This is a genomic window from Nocardia carnea, from assembly GCF_029869215.1.
In the GTDB taxonomy this organism is placed as follows: domain Bacteria; phylum Actinomycetota; class Actinomycetes; order Mycobacteriales; family Mycobacteriaceae; genus Nocardia; species Nocardia carnea_B.
This window is the reverse complement of sequence record NZ_JARWPM010000359.1, coordinates 17,821-32,724: the sequence shown is the minus strand read 5'-3', so window position 1 is coordinate 32,724 and position 14,904 is coordinate 17,821. Positions and strand designations below refer to the sequence as shown.

15 protein-coding genes are annotated in these 14,904 nt (G+C 68.2%); 7 read left to right on the top strand and 8 right to left on the bottom strand.

Annotated elements, in window-relative coordinates; all coding sequences use genetic code 11:
- Positions 1-22: 22 nt before the first annotated feature.
- Positions 23-376, top strand: a complete 354-nt coding sequence (locus QH276_RS25075; RefSeq protein ID WP_280400846.1) for a nuclear transport factor 2 family protein — start codon at positions 23-25, stop codon at positions 374-376.
- An 18-nt stretch (positions 377-394) separates the two neighbouring features.
- On the opposite strand, the gene QH276_RS25070 is transcribed toward QH276_RS25075, so the two are convergent.
- The 3 genes from QH276_RS25070 to QH276_RS25060 form a co-directional block, all read right to left on the bottom strand.
- Positions 395-1,651, bottom strand: a complete 1,257-nt coding sequence (locus tag QH276_RS25070; protein ID WP_280400845.1) for an RNA polymerase sigma factor — start codon at positions 1,649-1,651, stop codon at positions 395-397.
- Positions 1,648-2,040 (bottom strand): YciI family protein, encoded by a 393-nt coding sequence (locus tag QH276_RS25065; RefSeq protein WP_280400844.1) that lies wholly within the window; start codon positions 2,038-2,040, stop codon positions 1,648-1,650. Before QH276_RS25065 ends, QH276_RS25070 begins: the two co-directional genes overlap by 4 nt.
- Before the next feature lie 107 nt (positions 2,041-2,147).
- Positions 2,148-3,236 (bottom strand): epoxide hydrolase family protein, encoded by a 1,089-nt coding sequence (locus QH276_RS25060; RefSeq protein ID WP_280400843.1) that lies wholly within the window; start codon positions 3,234-3,236, stop codon positions 2,148-2,150.
- A gap of 85 nt (positions 3,237-3,321) precedes the next feature.
- Here QH276_RS25060 and QH276_RS25055 point away from each other — a divergent pair, with 85 nt between their 5' ends.
- The gene (locus QH276_RS25055; protein WP_280400842.1) at positions 3,322-3,987 is read left to right on the top strand and encodes a TetR/AcrR family transcriptional regulator; all 666 of its coding nucleotides are present in this window, start codon (positions 3,322-3,324) and stop codon (positions 3,985-3,987) included.
- A 51-nt stretch (positions 3,988-4,038) separates the two neighbouring features.
- Here QH276_RS25055 and QH276_RS25050 read toward each other — a convergent pair whose 3' ends face one another.
- Complete coding sequence (locus tag QH276_RS25050) at positions 4,039-5,295, bottom strand: KasA/KasB family beta-ketoacyl-ACP synthase (protein WP_280400841.1); 1,257 nt, start codon at positions 5,293-5,295, stop codon at positions 4,039-4,041.
- A 31-nt stretch (positions 5,296-5,326) separates the two neighbouring features.
- Between QH276_RS25050 and QH276_RS25045 the strand changes: the two genes are divergently transcribed.
- Both QH276_RS25045 and thiD read left to right on the top strand, forming a co-directional pair.
- Positions 5,327-5,884 carry a TetR/AcrR family transcriptional regulator gene (locus QH276_RS25045; RefSeq protein ID WP_280400840.1) on the top strand — a complete coding sequence of 186 codons (558 nt, stop codon included), beginning with the start codon at positions 5,327-5,329 and terminating at the stop codon, positions 5,882-5,884.
- Between the two features lie 51 nt (positions 5,885-5,935).
- Entirely contained in the window at positions 5,936-6,775 is an 840-nt protein-coding gene (gene thiD, locus QH276_RS25040; protein WP_280400839.1) for a bifunctional hydroxymethylpyrimidine kinase/phosphomethylpyrimidine kinase, read from the top strand.
- A 154-nt stretch (positions 6,776-6,929) separates the two neighbouring features.
- On the opposite strand, the gene QH276_RS25035 is transcribed toward thiD, so the two are convergent.
- The 3 genes from QH276_RS25035 to QH276_RS25025 are packed head-to-tail and all read right to left on the bottom strand — an operon-like array spanning position 6,930 to position 9,575.
- A complete protein-coding gene (locus QH276_RS25035; protein WP_280400838.1) occupies positions 6,930-8,027 on the bottom strand; it encodes an alpha/beta hydrolase family protein in 1,098 nt (365 codons plus the stop codon).
- A gap of 31 nt (positions 8,028-8,058) precedes the next feature.
- Positions 8,059-8,988: a fumarylacetoacetate hydrolase family protein gene (locus tag QH276_RS25030; protein ID WP_280400837.1), complete on the bottom strand. Its 930-nt coding sequence runs from the start codon at positions 8,986-8,988 to the stop codon at positions 8,059-8,061.
- Positions 8,985-9,575: a VOC family protein gene (locus QH276_RS25025; protein WP_280400836.1), complete on the bottom strand. Its 591-nt coding sequence runs from the start codon at positions 9,573-9,575 to the stop codon at positions 8,985-8,987. Before QH276_RS25025 ends, QH276_RS25030 begins: the two co-directional genes overlap by 4 nt.
- A 207-nt stretch (positions 9,576-9,782) precedes the next feature.
- Here QH276_RS25025 and QH276_RS25020 point away from each other — a divergent pair, with 207 nt between their 5' ends.
- Positions 9,783-10,541, top strand: a complete 759-nt coding sequence (locus QH276_RS25020) for an IclR family transcriptional regulator (RefSeq protein ID WP_280400835.1) — start codon at positions 9,783-9,785, stop codon at positions 10,539-10,541.
- A 23-nt stretch (positions 10,542-10,564) separates the two neighbouring features.
- Here QH276_RS25020 and QH276_RS25015 read toward each other — a convergent pair whose 3' ends face one another.
- A complete protein-coding gene (locus QH276_RS25015; RefSeq protein ID WP_280406922.1) occupies positions 10,565-12,115 on the bottom strand; it encodes a bifunctional 3-(3-hydroxy-phenyl)propionate/3-hydroxycinnamic acid hydroxylase in 1,551 nt (516 codons plus the stop codon).
- Between the two features lie 307 nt (positions 12,116-12,422).
- Here QH276_RS25015 and QH276_RS25010 point away from each other — a divergent pair, with 307 nt between their 5' ends.
- A complete protein-coding gene (locus QH276_RS25010) occupies positions 12,423-13,520 on the top strand; it encodes a serine hydrolase domain-containing protein (protein ID WP_280398298.1) in 1,098 nt (365 codons plus the stop codon).
- A gap of 81 nt (positions 13,521-13,601) precedes the next feature.
- On the top strand, positions 13,602-14,855 hold the full coding sequence (locus tag QH276_RS25005; protein WP_280398297.1) for a bifunctional glycosyltransferase family 2/GtrA family protein: 1,254 nt from the start codon (positions 13,602-13,604) through the stop codon (positions 14,853-14,855).
- Positions 14,856-14,904 lie beyond the last annotated feature (49 nt).

The window sequence follows — 14,904 nt, the reverse complement described above, 5'->3', positions numbered from 1 at the left end:
GAACGACTCGGAGGACAACCCGATGAACGACATCGTCACCACCTACCTGCGGACCTGGAACAGCACCGACCCGCAGGCCCGCGCCGCGCTGCTGGCCGAGCACTGGACGCCGGCGGCCACCTACACCGATCCGCTGGCCGAGGCGGCGGGACGCGACGTGATCGGTGCCACCATCGGCGCTGTGCACGAACAGTTCCCGGGATTCGTGTTCACCCAGGTCGGCGAACCGGACCACCATCACCGCCAGGTCCGCTTCCAGTGGGGTCTGGGGCCGGCCGGCGCGGAACCGGTGATCATCGGATTCGATGTCCTGGTCACCGACGAGGAGGGCCGTATCGACACCGTGCTGGGCTTCCTGGACAAGGTTCCGGGCTGAGCGACAGCCGGCGCCGATTCAGGACGGCGGCGGGCCGAGGTTGCGCAGGCGGGCATTGAGGTACCGCTGCTCGGGCAGGCTGGCGGTGAGCGCAGCGGCGCGGCGGTAGTTCTCCCGCGCCGCCGCCAGATCCCCGGCCATCTCGAACAGGTGGGCGCGCACGGCGTAGGTCCGGTGGTGCCGGCGCATCGCCGGGTCGTCGAGCAGCGGAAGGGTCGACCGCAAACCTTCCGCGGGCCCGGCGACCATCGCGACCGCGACGGCCCGGTTCAGGGTCACCGAGGGGCTCGGCGCCACTCGGTCGAGCATCGCGTAGAGCACCGCGATCTGCCGCCAGTCCGTGCTCGCCCAGGTGCGCGCCTCCGCGTGGACGGCCGCGATCGCCGCCTCGAGCTGGTAGCGGCCGATATATCCGCGGGGCAGCACCTGTTCGAGAATCGCGATCCCCTCCGCGATCGCGGCCGCGTCCCACCGGCCACGGTCCTGTTCCGCCAGCGGCACCAGTTCACCCCGCGCATCGGTCCGCGCGGCGGAGCGGGCGTGGGTGAGCAGCATCAGCGACAGCGCCCCGGCCACCTCGTCGTGGTCGGGGACGGCCCGGTGCAGGATCCGGGTCAGCCGTATCGCTTCCCGCGCCAGAACCGAATCCTGCACGGACGTCCCGGTGCTGACGGTATGCCCGGCGGTGAACATCAAGTGGCAGGTATCGAGCACCGCGGCCAGCCGGTCCGGCAGGTCCGCCGGTGCGGGCAGCTCGAACCGGGCGCCCGATCGGCGCAACGTCGCTCGTGCACGGGTGAGACGCTGCGCCATGGTGCGTTCCGGAACCAGATACGCGGCCGCGATCCGGTCGGCCGGCAGGCCCGCGACAGCGTGCAGGGTCAGCGCCACCTGGGACGACCGGGTGAGACTCGGATGACAGCACAGCAGGAAGAGCCGCAACGTATCGTCGGCGGCTTCGGGTTCCGGGAGGTCGGCGGCCGGTGCGAGGCCGGTATCGGCCGGCTGCGCGGCGGCCACCGCGATTTCGCGCCCGGCCCGCGCGCGCTCGGCACGTAGCCGGTCGATCAGGCGCCGCGAGGCCACCCGGATCAGCCAGCCGCGCGGGTTGTCCGGTACTCCATCCCGGGCCCAGCGCACCGCGGCCGCCTCGGCCGCCTCCTGGGCGGCATCCTCACATTCGCCCAGGTCGCCGTGGCGGCGCGGGAGCGCGGTGAGGACGTGCGGCGCCTCCCGGCGCCACACTTCGGCCACCGCCGGCGAGTCGGCGGTCACCTGTCGTCGCCACCCGGCCACATCGTGGGCCGCAGTTCGACCGTCTCACCGGGGCCCGCGAAAACCGCCGCGATCTCCTCCGCCCGCGCGTGGTCCTCCACATCGATGAGGAAGAATCCGGCCAGATGCTCCTTGGCCTCGGAGTACGGGCCGTCACCGGCCACCGCCGTGCCCGCCTCCCACCGGTACAACCGGGCGGCGTCGGGCGAACCCAGCGCCTCACCGCCCAGCAACTCGCCCTTCTCCTGCATCTCGGTGAGCAACCGTTCGAAATCCCCGCTGATCCGGTCGCGTTCGGCCTGCGGCAGCGCCTGGAATTCGGCCAGGTAGTCACCGGTCGGGTGGCCCCAGGGCTGCGGATTGGAATGGATCAGTATCACGTATTTCACGATCTACTCCTCACTCGGTGGTGGATGGACCCGTCCGGTCCATCCTCACCGGGAACGTCGGAGCCGGGCCCGCGCTGTCGACATCGATCCGGCCCCGATTCCGGTTCCTACTCGCCGGCGCGGTATTTGTCGAAGAATCCGGTGATCTCCTCGGTCATCAGCGCCGGCGCCGCATGGTGCAGATAGTGGCTGTGTACCTCGTGGGTCCGCCAGGACACCACATTGTGGTCCCGTTCGGCGAACCGCCGGATGCCGTGGAAATCCCCGGTCGAGCCGGACAACGCGAGCGGGACCGTGCTCGGTACGGTGGGCTGCTCGGCCTTGTCCTTCTCGAAGTAGTGGCGGATCGCCGAACCGGCGGTTCCGGTGAACCAGTGGATGGCGATATTGGTGACGACGAATTCGTCGTCCAGATCGGGCCCGAGCAGTTGACTGTTCCAGCCGAGCAGGCCGGCCGGGGAATCGGTCAGCGCATGGGCGAGAGTCTGCGGCTGCTGTGATTGCAGGACGTTGAAGCCCATCTTGTTCTTGACGAACCAATCCAGCGTCGCCATGGCCTGCTGCTCGCCGGCGTCCAGATCGGCCAGTTCGGCCGGATCACCGGACGGGAACGAATAGACCTGCGCGACATGCACTCCCACCACCTGCTCGGGAGCGTATCGGCCCAGCTCCGCAGAGATGGCCGAACCGCCGTCGTTACCCACCGCACCGTACCGGTGGTAGCCGAGACGGCTCATCAACTCCGCCCAGGCGCGGGCGATCCGGGCATCGTTCCAGCCCGATTCCGTGGTGGGCCCGGAGAAGCCGTACCCGGGCACCGAGGGGATGACCAGATCGAAACCGGCCGCCGTGAGCGGTTCGACGAGACCGAGGAATTCGACGAAGGTCCCGGGCCAGCCGTGCGTCAGGATCAGCGGAAACGCCTGCGCGGCGGTGGACCGCACATGCACGAAGTGGATGAGCTGACCGTCGATTTCGGTGCGGAACTGAGGGTAGGCGTTCAGTTTGCGCTCCACTTCGCGCCAGTCGAGCGAGCGCCAGACCTCGGCCAGGTGCCGCACCCGGTCGACGCTCACGCCGTACTCGTCCCCGGAGCCGGGGATCTGCTGCGCCCAGCGGGTGCGGTCCAAGCGGGCGTGCAGATCCTCGATATCGGCGGCGGGGATTTCGATGCGGAAGGGCTGAACGGCGGTCATATCGGACTCCTTCGGAACGGAATGCTTTGTTCTGTTTGAACAGTATCAGAACGGATCATTCCGTTTCAAGTGCTAGTCTCGGAACATGCCCGGATCAGCCGATAACACCGCAGCCAAACCTCTCCCCGGCCGCAAAGCGCAGGCCGCGCGCAACGACGGACTCATCCTCGACGCCGCACGCGCGGTATTCCTCGCCGACGCGAACGCACCGATCTCGGCCGTTGCCGAACGAGCCGGCGTCGGTATCAGCGCCCTCTACCGCCGCTACCCCAGCAAGGAGGTCCTGCTGCGGACGCTCTGCCACGACGGCCTGCGCCGTTACAACGCCGAAGCCGATACCGCACTGGCCGAACCCGACGGCTGGCAAGGCCTGGCGACATTCCTGGAACGCGTGGTCGACGCCGATGTGCACTCACTGACCGTCCATCTCGCGGGCACCTTCACCCCCGACGAATCGTTGCTGCCCGACGTCCGGCACGCCGAGAAGGTGAACGCCGAACTGGTCCGGCGAGCCCACGAATCCGGGCAGCTGCGCCGCGAGGTGACCCCCCAGGACCTCGGTCTCGTACTCGAGGCCTGTGCCGCGGTCTCGACCCCCGATGCCGAGCGCACCGGCCAGTTGCGCCGGCGGATCCTCGCCCTCCTGCTCGCCGGCCTGCGCGCCGACGGTGAACTCCCCGGCCCGCCACCCGGCGCCGGAGAGTTCGCTTGGCGATGGAACCGCGACCGCCACCCCGGCACGCGTACATGACCGGCCGGATGCCGCCCGGATATGCGTGTCGTAGAGGGTGACCGGTGCGGATCAGGCGCGTCCGAGGGCGAGCGTGACGTTGTGCCCGCCGAAGCCGAAGGAATTCGTCAGGGCGAACTCGCCCGCCTGCGCACGCGCGCGACCGTGGACGATATCGAGGTCCACATCGGGATTGTCGAGGTTGAGCGTGGGCGGGACCACCCCTTCGCGCAGGGTGAGCGCGGTGAGGATCGTTTCCAGCGCACCGACGGCCCCGATGGAATGCCCGAGTGCGGATTTGGGTGCGTAGACCGACGCTTCGGGCGTGACCGCGCCGATCGCAGCGGCTTCGGACGCGTCGCCGATCGAGGTCGAGGTGGCGTGGGCGTTCACATGCCGGATATCGGTGGGTTGCAGGCCCGCGGCGGCAATCGCCTTGCGCATCGCTCGGGCCGCACCCGCGCCGGCCGGATCGGAGGCGACGATGTGGTACGCGTCGGACGTGATACCCGCCCCGAGCACCCGGGCGTGGACGCGGGCTCCACGAGCGCGGGCATGGCGCTCCGATTCGAGGACCATCAGGGCGCCGGCCTCACCGAAGACGAAACCGTCGCGGTCCCGGTCGAACGGGCGGGAGGCCCGCTCCGGTTCGTCGTTGCGGGTACTCATGGCGCGCATCATCGCGAAACTCGCGACCGGCACCGCGTGGATATGGCCTTCCACACCGCCCGCCACCACCACATCGGCTTCGCCGGTGACGATCAGCCGCCAGGCGTGCGCGATCGCCTCGGTCCCCGAGGAGCACGCCGACACCGGGGCGTAAACCCCTGCCTTCGCGCCGATTTCGAGACTCACCGCCGCCGCCGGGCCGTTCGGCATGACCATCGGCACCGACATCGGCGACACCTTGCGGTACCCGCCCGCGCGCATGGCGTCGACCGCGTCGATGAGCGCGTCACCGCCGCCCAGGCCGGTACCGAGGCATACGGCGAGCCGCTCCCCCTCCACCTCGGGCCGGCCGGCCTCGGCCCAGACCCGGCGCCCCAGCACCAGGGCGAGCTGTTCCACATACGAATGCCGCCGCTGCTCCACCCGGGTGAGCTCCGCGCCGGGATGCGATTTCAGTTTGCCGCCGATTCGGACCGGCAGGTCGTACTCGGCGACGAAATCGTCGTCGAGGGTGGTGATACCGGTTTCGCCGCGGAGCAGCGCGGCCCAGGTGTCGTCCATATCGTCGGCCAGCGACGTGACTGCCGCATAGGCGGTGACAACCACCTGGGTGGACGCCGGCCGAGTTTCTGAAGCGATCGGTACATTCACGGGGTTCATCAATACCTGTACCGTTCGCTACAGTCAACCCATGGCTCGTCCCCTGGACCACGTCAAACGCGCCGAACTCCTCGACGCGGTGGTGCGCTATATCGCCGAACACGGCCTCGCGGATCTCTCGCTGCGCCCCCTGGCCGCCGCTCTCGGCACCAGCTCCCGCATGCTGATCTACTACTTCGGCACCAAGGAAGAACTCCTGGTCCAGGCGTTGACCACCCATCGCCCCGATCTCACCGCCGTATTCGCCGATATCGACGATGCCGCCGCGCTGCGCGAACGCCTGTGGGATTTCTACCGGGCCAACGCCACCGGCCCGGAAGCCGTCGGCAACACCGTGATGTTGCAGGTGCTCGGCGCGGCCTGCGCACCGGCGGCCCCGTATTCCCGCTACGCCGACGAGGCGATCGCCGCCTTCATCTCCGTCCTGGCGACCGGACTTCGTGAACTCGATACGGTGGACGACCCCGAGGTCGTCGCCACCCTTCTGGTATCCGGCCTCCGCGGTATCCTCCAGGACCGGCTCATCACCGGCGATACCGAACGCACCGACCGAGCCGCCCGCCGCCTCATCGACCAGACCATACGCTGACCATCCCGGATACCGGGCCGGGCGACGACCGGGCCAACGTAGGGTTACGGCGTGAAGTTGTTGCCGTTGACTCCTCCGGGGCAGACCCCGGTGCGGGTGCTCACCATCGCCGGGACCGATTCGGGTGGCGGCGCCGGGATCCAGGCCGATACCCGCACCATGGCGTTGTGCGGTGTGCACGCACTGGTAGCGGTGGCCGCGGTGACCGTCCAGAACACCGTGGGGGTGAGCGGGTTCCACGAGATCCCGCCGCAGATCGTCGCCGATCAGGTGCGATCGGTGGTCGACGATATCGGAGTGGGCGCCGCCAAGACCGGGATGCTCGCCTCCAGCTCCATCATCGAGGCCGTCGCCGGCGTGTGCCGGGAGGTCGGGATCGGGCGCGACGGCGAGGTCCCGCTGGTGGTGGACCCGGTCGCGGCGTCCATGCACGGCGACCCGCTGCTGCACACCGAAGCCCTCGACGCGGTGCGCTACACCCTGTTCCCGCTGGCCACGATTGTTACGCCGAACCTCGACGAGATCCGGTTGCTGACCGGGGTGCGGGTCACCGATAGTGCATCCGCGCGGACGGCGGCGGAGGCGTTGCACGCGCTCGGCCCGCAATGGGTCGTGGTGAAAGGCGGGCATCTGCGCACCTCCGCCGAGAGCACGGATCTGCTGTTCGACGGCGAACGCTTCCTGGAATTCCGGGCGGCCCGGATCGACACCGGTAACGACCACGGCGGCGGTGACACCCTGGCCGCCGCGCTGGCGTGCGCGCTGGCCAACGGCTACTCGGTGCCCGACGCTTTCGAATTCGCCAAGGAATGGACCCGCCGCTGCCTCGATGCCGCCTACGACCTGGGCAAAGGGCACGGTCCGGTGTCTCCGCTGTGGCGCCTGCACTGACCGGAACTTGTCGGTACCCGCGCGCATACTGAGGGCGTTACGGAACCAGCACCACAACGACGTGGCGAGAACAACGAGGCTCTCATCTGGTCCGTGGCCGCCCCGCCGATGCATCGGCACCGCACAACTTCACAGGTGCGGGCCGGACCGCGAATCAGCCGCGGTTGAGCTGATGGCGGAACCAGTCGGCCACGAAATCCGTGCGCTCGGCGGAATGGTTGTAGATGGTGTGCTCGCCGTCCTCCCATACGCGCAGCGACGAGTCGGCCGACAGGTCGAGGAAGGCGCGCTGCTGATCCAATGTGATCAGCGGATCGGCCTCGCCGTGTAGCACGAGCACGGCCGCCGCGGTGCGGTCGACCGCCGGGTCGATCCAGAGTGTCCGGAAGATGGCCGCGACCTCCTCGTCACTGCCGACCCCGAGCAGGGCTTGCGACTGCTCGCCGGCTGTCCGGAACGGTGCCGGTTCCGGTCGCGAGGGTGCACCGTTGACACAGCAGGCGCCGAAGCGGTTGTCGTGCAGGGCGGCGCGCGCGGCGATCAGTCCGCCGAAGCTGTTACCCCATACCCCGGCCGGGCCGCCGAAACCCGTGCGCTCGTGTACGGCGTCGAGCGTCGCGCTGAACGCCTCGTGCGCGTGCGCGTCGAGGTACAGACCGTGGAACATCCGTGTTTCGCCCTGGCCGGGAGCCTCGAGCAGGACTGCGGACAGCCCGCGCCGGGCGAGGGCTGTGGCCTGCCGATGGTAGGCAGGCCCCCATCCGCTCTGTCCTCCCACGATGATGACCGTCGGGGCCGGGCGATCCGTGCGAGGACGGACGAACCACGCGTTGCAGTGGCTCGACCGGTGGGGAATCGCCAGCCGTTCGATGCACAGTTCGGTATCGAGACGGGCCGCGTCCTGGTAGGCCCGCGACAGCCGGCCGTACAGCGTGCGCTTGGCGGCATTGTCGTAGTTGTGGGCCATCTGGGCGGCGACCAGCGCTGCCGCCGCCCACCGGTAGCAGTTGACCGCCGTCTCGATATTGCCGTGTCCCGCAGCGGCCGTGGCGCGGGCGAGCTGAGCTTCGGCGAGTGCGGCTGCGGTGTCATCCCAGGCTTGGGTGGCCGGGGCACCGGCAAGTTGGGTCGCATCCCAATGATCCATGCCGTAATCCAGCATTCGGGTCGGCGTCATGGAGCGCAGAAGCGCGGCCCGTGCCTTGACAGCGTCTGCTGCCGGTCCCCGGGATTTTCCGGTGAGTTCGCTCATGAGGCTCCGTTGGGCGAGGGCCGGACCGGCATCAGCTGCGGTCGAGCGGGTGGACGGGATCGGCGGCGACGATCGTATTGCGCAGACTCCCGAGCCCTTCGATGGTGGCGACGACCTCGTCGCCCTCCTTCAGCCACGGGTAGTCCTCTTCGTTGCGCGTACGGGACAGCTCGAGGATGCAGCCCGTACCGCACGTGCCCGATCCGATGACATCTCCCGGCCGGACCTCGGTGCCGCGCGAGGCATACGAGATCATCTGCGGGAACGACCAGTGCACATCGGCCCAGTTCGCCTCGGTGTAGCGTCGGCCGTTGACCGTCAGTGTCATGGCCCTGTCGAAGCCGTTGCCCGCGGCGAACGGAGCGAGTTCGTCGGCGGTCACCAGATAGGGCCCGAGGCCGGTCGCCGTGTCCTTACCCTTGACCGGGCCCATGGACAGCGTCATCTCGCGGTGCTGCACGTCGCGACCGCTCCAATCGTTGAGGATGCAGTAGCCGATGATGTGATCGGCCGCTTCCTCGACGGTCAGGTTGGCGCCCGCCTTGCCGACAACCGCCGCCACCTCGAGTTCGAAGTCGAACTTGGTGGCTCCCGGGGTCATGGGGATTTCACCGGCGCCGCGGAACGCATACGGGTTGGAGAAGTAGAAGACGGGGATCTCGTACCACGCGGGGTCCATCTCGAGCCCACGCCAGGCCCGACCGGCCCGGACGTGTTGTTCGAAGGCGTAGAAGTCCCGAAAGGTGGGCGGCGTCGCCAGTGGCGAAAGGATCGCCACGTCCATGGGATCCACTTCCTCGCCGGAAGCCGCCGCCTCGCGTCCGGCGGCCAGCAGTGCTGCCTCGCCGGACTCGATCAGCGGGAGGAGGTCGGTGTAGCCGTGCAGGACGCGGAAGCCGGTTCCGACGACGACTCCTACCTGGACCGCACCGCCGGTGCGGGTGAATCGAACGAACTTCATTTCGCGACCTTTCCGTTCACAACAGCGTCTTTCGGTCCTGCTTGGTTGCGGGTCCACCGCTCGTAGCTTTCTTCGGTGAACCCGACGCTTCCGTACTTGTCCACCGAGGCGCGGATGGCCGCCATGAGCTCATCTGCCGGGGTTTCGATATCGATGGTTTCGACGAACGGCTGGCGCGCCACCAGGCCGGTCCGCCAATACACCTCGGCCCGGTTGCCTTCGGGGTCGAAGAAATACACACCGACGGCGTTGCCGTGGGACACGATCATGTCGAACTCGGTCCGGTGCTCCCGTAGCTGGCGGTACAGCCCGAGGAGATCGTCGAACGTCTCGCAGCGGAACGAGATCTGCTGGATCAAGCGACCGTCGAGGGGCACGTCGCGCCCCTTCGCGAGCAGCAGCTCATGGTGCTCGTCGTCGGGGCGCGCGGAGAGGAAATAGTTACCGAGGGCGGGGTCGTGATCGGTGACGACCAGCCCGAGCACCTCCGTGTAGAAGGCGAGTTGCCTGTCCACGTCGAGGCAGCGGATGCCGACGTGACCGAGCTCTGCGACCTTCCGTCGGGGGATGTCGGTGTGCGCGCACATGGAACATGTCCTTTTCAGCGATGAGCGGGTCGAGGATCGACTCGCAGTCATTCTGCTCAGCAGACATAATTCTTGTCAATAGAACATTGATTTCGGGCGTTCGCATACACGGTTCTGCACAACAGAATGATTTCGCCGGGACCGTGATAGGGTGCGACCGCCACCCGGCGTGGTCTTCGTTCGTCTCATCATCCGTGGAGGGCACCGATGGCGGCGCTGGCAAGCTATCCGATCGAGTCGGTGGAGAACGCTGCCCGCGTCCTGCTGATGCTGCGGGGCCAACGCGTTCTCCGGGTAGCCGAGGTCGCCGCCGAGCTGGGCATCGCCCGGTCCAGCGCCCACCGCATGCTGACCACCCTGCAGTCCCAAGGACTGCTGCGTCAGGACCCCACGACGCGCGGTTATGCCGCGGGCCCGCAGCTGGTGCAGCTCGGCATCGCGGTCATCGGCGCGAACGACCTGCGGGCCGAGGTGCGCCCGACACTCGAGCGGCTCTGCCACGATATCGGTGAGACCGCGCACCTGATCGTGCTCGACGGCACGACGATCGTTTTCCTGGACGGTGTCGAGGGGCGATTCGCGATCCGCGCCGCGGAACGGACCGGGGATCGGGCGCCCGCGCACGCGTCGGCGGCGGGCAAGGTGCTGCTGGCGGCGTTGTCCCGCGAAGAACTGCGGGAACGATACCCGGGGAGCCGTATACAGGGCGGCACCGCCGCAGCGGTGACCAGCCGGCGCAAGCTCGAGGAAGCACTCGAGACCGTCGACAGGCAGGGCTACGCGGTGAATCTCGGCGAGAGCGAGCTGGGCCTGCATGCCATCGCCGTCCCTGTCCGCGATGCGGCAGGCAATGTTCGCGCCGCCATCAGCATCTCCGGGCCGTCGTTCCGGCTGACCGAGGACAAGCTGGCAGGTCACGCTCCCGCGTTGCGCGAGGCGACCGACCGCCTCAGCGCGGCACTATGAGCCGGCTACCGCGCCCCGGAGCGTCACCGAGTCAGTGACAACGCCGGTCCGAGTGAGGCGAGCAGTCCCGATACTTCGCCGGGCTCGGACGCCGAACCGAGGACGTAGAAGTCCGGGCGAACCAATACCGCGATCACGCCGGCTTCCTTCATCCACCGGCTGAACATCTCGCCGTCCACATCGAGCCCGTGGGCGGCATTCACGACCAGCGACCGCAGGCCGATCGAGCGCTCGAGTTCGGTGACCGCCGCGGCCGCGGCGGCGTCGAGTTCGGCAAGACTGAAGAGGGTGAACCCGTTGCCGAGGATGTCGTCGCAGCGGCGAGTCCGGCCATCCGCCGCGCGCAGCAGAGGCTGGACCCCCAGGTATCCGGCCAGCGGGTCACCGGCGCGAAAACCTGCCCCGACCGGCGGCTGGAACGGCGGTGGCAGTGCGGTCGCGGAGCGCAGGGTCTCGCGGCGTTGCGCCGCGCGTACCGGATCGGTCTCGCAGACGACGGTCCCGATCCGGATCGACTCCTCGATATATGCCAGGACCTGTGGCCTGCGCGAGGCGGTGTACAGATCCAGCAGCCGCGGGTCCGCGGCCCCGCTCAGGACCAGGTCGAGAATCCAGGCGAGCGTCGCGGCGTCGCGGATACCGGAACTCATCCCCTGCCCCAGGAACGGCGGCATGACATGCGCGGCATCGCCCGCCAGCAGCACCGATCCGGCGCGGAAGGTCTCCGCCACAATGGATCTGAACTGATAGACGGTCTGCCGGATGAGCTCGCCTTCATCCGGCCCGAGCCACGGCCGCAGCAGCTTCCACACATTGTCCGGAGTCGCCATCTCGGCGGGATCATCGCCGTCCACGAGCATGAATTCCCAGCGAAAGTATCGCTGGGCCACCCGGCCCATATGATTCGGCCGCTCGGGATTCAAGACCTGTCCGGTGTGCGGGATATCGAGGGCGGGTGCGCCGGGCTTCGGGCGGATATCGGCCACCAGCCAGTCCCCACGGAAGCCCAAGTCCTCGGTGCCGATATCACACAAGTCCCGTACCACGCTGTTCGCACCGTCCGCGCCGACGGCGTAGCGAGCGGTGACGACAGTCCCGTTCGCCATGGTCACCGCGACGTGGTCGTCGTACTGCCGGAGGTCGACGACCGCGTTGCCGAAGCGGAGGTCCACCGTGGGAATCTCCTGGACCGCGGCGTCGATGACTTCCTCGAGTTCGGGTTGGTAGAAGTGATACGACGCCTCCCATCCGGACGGAGCGTCCCAGTCTCGCGGGAGCCGGGCGAGCACTTCCCCGCCGGGATCGAGAAACTCGTACAGGCGCGCCGGATCAGCAATACGGCCGACCGCGTCGGCGGTGCCCATCGCCTGGAAGATTCGCATTATCTCGTGGTCGAAATGCCCGGCCCGCGGCGTCTCGTAACGGCCGGAACGCCGTTCGCACACGATGACGTGGTGCCCCGCCCTACCGAGCAGGGCGGCCAGGCTCTGACCGACGGGGCCGTACCCCACGATCAGGACGTCCGCGTCCAGCGGATCGGCCGAGGTGGGGTGGGGGTCTCCGGAAGGAGTCATATGCTGCGGCCTTTCGCCTTGCTGTCATCGGCCCGTGGGCCGCGCGCGACTTGTACCGCGACAGCGGTCGAGTGCTGATCAGCAGCCATTCTGTTGAGCAGAATATGTTCTGTCAAGAATCCCTGCGTATACCGCCCATCACGGGACCCTTCCCCACGGAGACCCTTGCGGGGCCGCGAGAATGTGTTCTATCTTACAGATCGAGTTCTGGTGAACAGATAACCGATTGTCGCTTCTCCACGCATATCGGCTTGTCCGTCCCGCTCCACAATCCACCGGCCGACACATGAACGGGATGGTTTCGACAATGGGAAGCGCAGTAGCGAATGCGATCGACCAGGCACTCTCGCGCGGTGAGGTGGGCTTACAGGTCGCGGCGTACCACCGGGGTGAGCTGGTCGTCGATATCTGCGCCGGGAAAGCGGCACAGGACGGGCCCGAAGTCGGCTCCGGCACGATCTTCTGGGTAGCCTCCGCGGGGAAGGTGTCCACGGCGACTGCCCTGCACGTGCAGGTGGAACGGGGACTGCTCGACTACGACCAGCCCGTGGCATCCATCTGGCCGGAATTCGGCGCCCAGGGCAAAGAGTCGTCGACGGTGCGCGATGCGCTCACCCACCGCGTCGGCCTCCCCGACTTGCCCGGCGATGCGACCCCGGAACTGCTCGGCGACTGGGAGTGGATGATCGAACGGCTCGCGCGTTCAGCCCCGAGTGACGATCCCGCCCACCGGAACGCGTATCACGCGCGTACCTGGGGATATGTCGTCGGCGAGATCGCTCGGCGGGTCGACCCGGCGGGCCGGTCCTTCGAGGACCTCGTACGCGAGGAGGTCCATTCACCCTTGGGAATCACCGAGATCTGGCACCGGCTACCGGAGTCTGCGCAGACCGATGTCGCGGTGGTACAGGGCGAGATCCTCGGCGGGGATCCGGCGGAGTTCCTCGTCACCCCCGACCACGAGATCAATACACCCGAGTACCGGGATCGGATCGACCCGAGCGGGGCGTGGGTCACCGCACGAGGAGCCGCGCGCCTCTGGGCGCTGTACGCCCAGGGCGGCGCACTCGGCGGCGAGCGCCTGCTGGCCGCCGATCGCATCGATGCCTTCCTGGCACCTCGCGCGTGCGCCCACCCGGCCGGTACGATCGTCGGCTCACGAGCCGTTATCGGAACAGGCGGACTGATGGTCGGCTCAGCGCTACCCGCATGCGACGAGGTCTTGGGATTTCGAGGCAATCGTGTCCTCTGGCACCCCGGCGCCGGAGGAGCCCTCGGGTTTGCCGATTTGGACGCAGAACTCGCCGTCATGATCTGTCACAACGAGTTCTTCGACGAGCGTCCGCACCCGCGGCACCCGTTCGCGGACCTCGTCCGCGCCGTGTACGCCGACATCGCCGGGTGAGCTCGCCGACGCACCGACCACACAGCAACCTCCCAGGTCGGCTGGAGCCCGGCCCCAGCCCGGCGGCCGACTCTGGTCGGTATGACCGAGACCGTGACCGTCGCCGGACCGGCGGACCTAGTCGACGGCCCATCGTCGCCCCCCGTGCTGGATGTGGTCGTCCCCGTATACAACGAAGAAAAAGACCTCGGCGTCTGCGTGCGCCGGCTGCACGAATACCTGGGCAGCGGATTCCCGTTCCCCGCCCGGATCACCATCGCCGATAACGCCAGCACCGATGCCACGCTGGCGGTGGCCGAACTGCTCGCCGCCGAACTCGGCGAGGTGCGGGTGGTCCATCTCGACGCGAAGGGGCGCGGCCGGGCGCTGCGCACGGTGTGGCAGGAGTCGGACGCGCAGGTCGTGGCGTATATGGATGTCGATCTGTCGACCGATCTCAATGCCCTGCTCCCGTTGGTCGCTCCGCTGGTGTCGGGTCATTCCGATCTCGCCATCGGCACCCGGCTGGGAGCGGGGTCGCGGGTGGTACGCGGTCCGAAACGCGAATTCATCTCCCGCTGCTACAACCTGCTGCTGAAGGCGTCGCTGCGGGCGCGGTTCTCCGATGCCCAGTGCGGTTTCAAAGCCATCCGCACCGAGGTCGCGCGCAAACTGCTGCCGCTGGTGCAGGACGGTGAATGGTTCTTCGATACCGAACTGCTGGTGATTGCCGAACGCGCGGGCCTGCGCATTCACGAGGTTCCGGTGGACTGGATCGACGACCCCGACAGCCGGGTCGATATCGTCGACACCGCTCGTAAGGATCTACAGGGCATCTGGCGGCTGGGCCGCGCGCTCACCACCGGATCGCTGCCGCTGGCCGAACTTCGCAGCGCCGTGGGCCGCGAACCACTGGTGCCGGGGGTCCCGCTGGGCATGGTCGGGCAGTTGATCCGGTTCGCGCTGGTCGGTGTCGGTTCCACCCTCGCGTACGCGCTGCTCTATGTGCTGTTGCAGCCGATGACCGGAGCGCAGGTGGCGAATTTCGCGGCCCTGCTGATCACCGCGGTCGGCAATACCGCCGCCAACCGCGCGTTCACCTTCGGGGTGCGCGGGCAGGCCGGGATGGCCGCGCATCATTTCCAGGGTCTGCTGATCTTCGGCTTCGGCCTGCTGGTGACCAGCGGATCGCTGTTCGCACTTCATCATTGGGCGCCCGGCGCGCCGGTTCAGCTGGAACTGTTCGTCCTGGTGGTGGCGAACCTGATCGCGACTCTCATGCGTTTCGTCGGCTTGCGCTGGGTGTTCCGTGAGGCCACCCGCCCGGTATCGCTCACCGGAGAGGTCTCCCGATGACGCGATACCACCGCCTGCACTGCACCCTCCGCGCACCGCGGCAATCCGC

What these genes read in the sequence shown, in the direction of transcription:
- QH276_RS25075 (WP_280400846.1), top strand. Translation starts at nt 23, where the DNA reads ATGAACGACATCGTCACCACCTACCTGCGGACCTGGAACAGCACCGAC.
- QH276_RS25060 (WP_280400843.1), bottom strand. Translation starts at nt 3,236, where the DNA reads ATGACCGCCGTTCAGCCCTTCCGCATCGAAATCCCCGCCGCCGATATC.
- QH276_RS25055 (WP_280400842.1), top strand. Translation starts at nt 3,322, where the DNA reads ATGCCCGGATCAGCCGATAACACCGCAGCCAAACCTCTCCCCGGCCGC.
- QH276_RS25050 (WP_280400841.1), bottom strand. Translation starts at nt 5,295, where the DNA reads ATGAACCCCGTGAATGTACCGATCGCTTCAGAAACTCGGCCGGCGTCC.
- QH276_RS25045 (WP_280400840.1), top strand. Translation starts at nt 5,327, where the DNA reads ATGGCTCGTCCCCTGGACCACGTCAAACGCGCCGAACTCCTCGACGCG.
- QH276_RS25035 (WP_280400838.1), bottom strand. Translation starts at nt 8,027, where the DNA reads ATGAGCGAACTCACCGGAAAATCCCGGGGACCGGCAGCAGACGCTGTC.
- QH276_RS25030 (WP_280400837.1), bottom strand. Translation starts at nt 8,988, where the DNA reads ATGAAGTTCGTTCGATTCACCCGCACCGGCGGTGCGGTCCAGGTAGGA.
- QH276_RS25025 (WP_280400836.1), bottom strand. Translation starts at nt 9,575, where the DNA reads ATGTGCGCGCACACCGACATCCCCCGACGGAAGGTCGCAGAGCTCGGT.
- QH276_RS25020 (WP_280400835.1), top strand. Translation starts at nt 9,783, where the DNA reads ATGGCGGCGCTGGCAAGCTATCCGATCGAGTCGGTGGAGAACGCTGCC.
- QH276_RS25015 (WP_280406922.1), bottom strand. Translation starts at nt 12,115, where the DNA reads ATGACTCCTTCCGGAGACCCCCACCCCACCTCGGCCGATCCGCTGGAC.
- QH276_RS25010 (WP_280398298.1), top strand. Translation starts at nt 12,423, where the DNA reads ATGGGAAGCGCAGTAGCGAATGCGATCGACCAGGCACTCTCGCGCGGT.
- QH276_RS25005 (WP_280398297.1), top strand. Translation starts at nt 13,602, where the DNA reads ATGACCGAGACCGTGACCGTCGCCGGACCGGCGGACCTAGTCGACGGC.